Origin of the sequence: Streptacidiphilus neutrinimicus (assembly GCF_000787815.1) — a bacterium.
In the GTDB taxonomy this organism is placed as follows: Bacteria; Actinomycetota; Actinomycetes; order Streptomycetales; family Streptomycetaceae; genus Streptacidiphilus; species Streptacidiphilus neutrinimicus.
Window position 1 is genome coordinate 6528 of record NZ_BBPO01000129.1, and the last position, 695, is coordinate 7222.

Consider the following 695-nt stretch of genomic DNA (forward strand, 5'->3'; position numbering starts at 1 on the left):
CAGTTCCCCCGGGACGGCGTGGTCGGGGTAGCGGCGCCGCGCCAGTTCGGCCACGTGCAGGGCCAGGTCCCCGGAGCGCTCCAGTTCGGCGCTGATGCGCAAGGCGGTCACCACGGTGCGCAGGTCAGTGGCCACCGGCTGCTGGCGGGCGAGGACAGCGATGGCCCGTTCCTCCAGGTCGAGCTGCAACTGGTCGACCTGGGCGTCGGCGCCGATGACGGTCTCGGCGAGCTCCAGGTCCGCCTCCAGCAGGGCGGTGGTCGCGCGGCCGATCGCGGAGGCGGCCAGACGGGCCATCTCCTCCAGGCCGGCGGTGATCGCGTCGAGCTCCTCCCGGTACGCGTCACGCATCCCGCTCCCTCTCCTCCGCCTGGACGGTCTCCTCGTGGTTCAAGGGATACACCACGGCCACCGAAACCCAGCGGCCCCCGGACCGACCGGTCGGGCGAGCCGTTCAGCGGAGCCGACCGGACGGTCCCGGCCGGCTCACGCCGGGACGCGGTAGAGGAACATGCACCGTGGACAGACCTCAGGCAGATCGGCGAGGCGGGTCAACGCCTGGATTTCCGCCACGGGCGCGATGAGCTGGCCGCACAGTGCTGCCGTCGTCCCCGCGGGAACCACGTGCCGCTCGAACGTCCCGGTACTCGTACTCGACCTTCAGTTCGCAGTACACCGCCGCGCCGCCCTCGCCC

At 72.2% G+C, this 695-nt stretch carries 1 protein-coding gene; it reads right to left on the reverse strand.

The window, feature by feature from the left end; all coding sequences use genetic code 11:
* Positions 1-351 (reverse strand): phosphate signaling complex PhoU family protein (locus TR48_RS36810; protein WP_042374992.1); only part of this gene is annotated, 351 nt, incomplete at its 3' end.
* Positions 352-695: the final 344 nt, after the last annotated feature.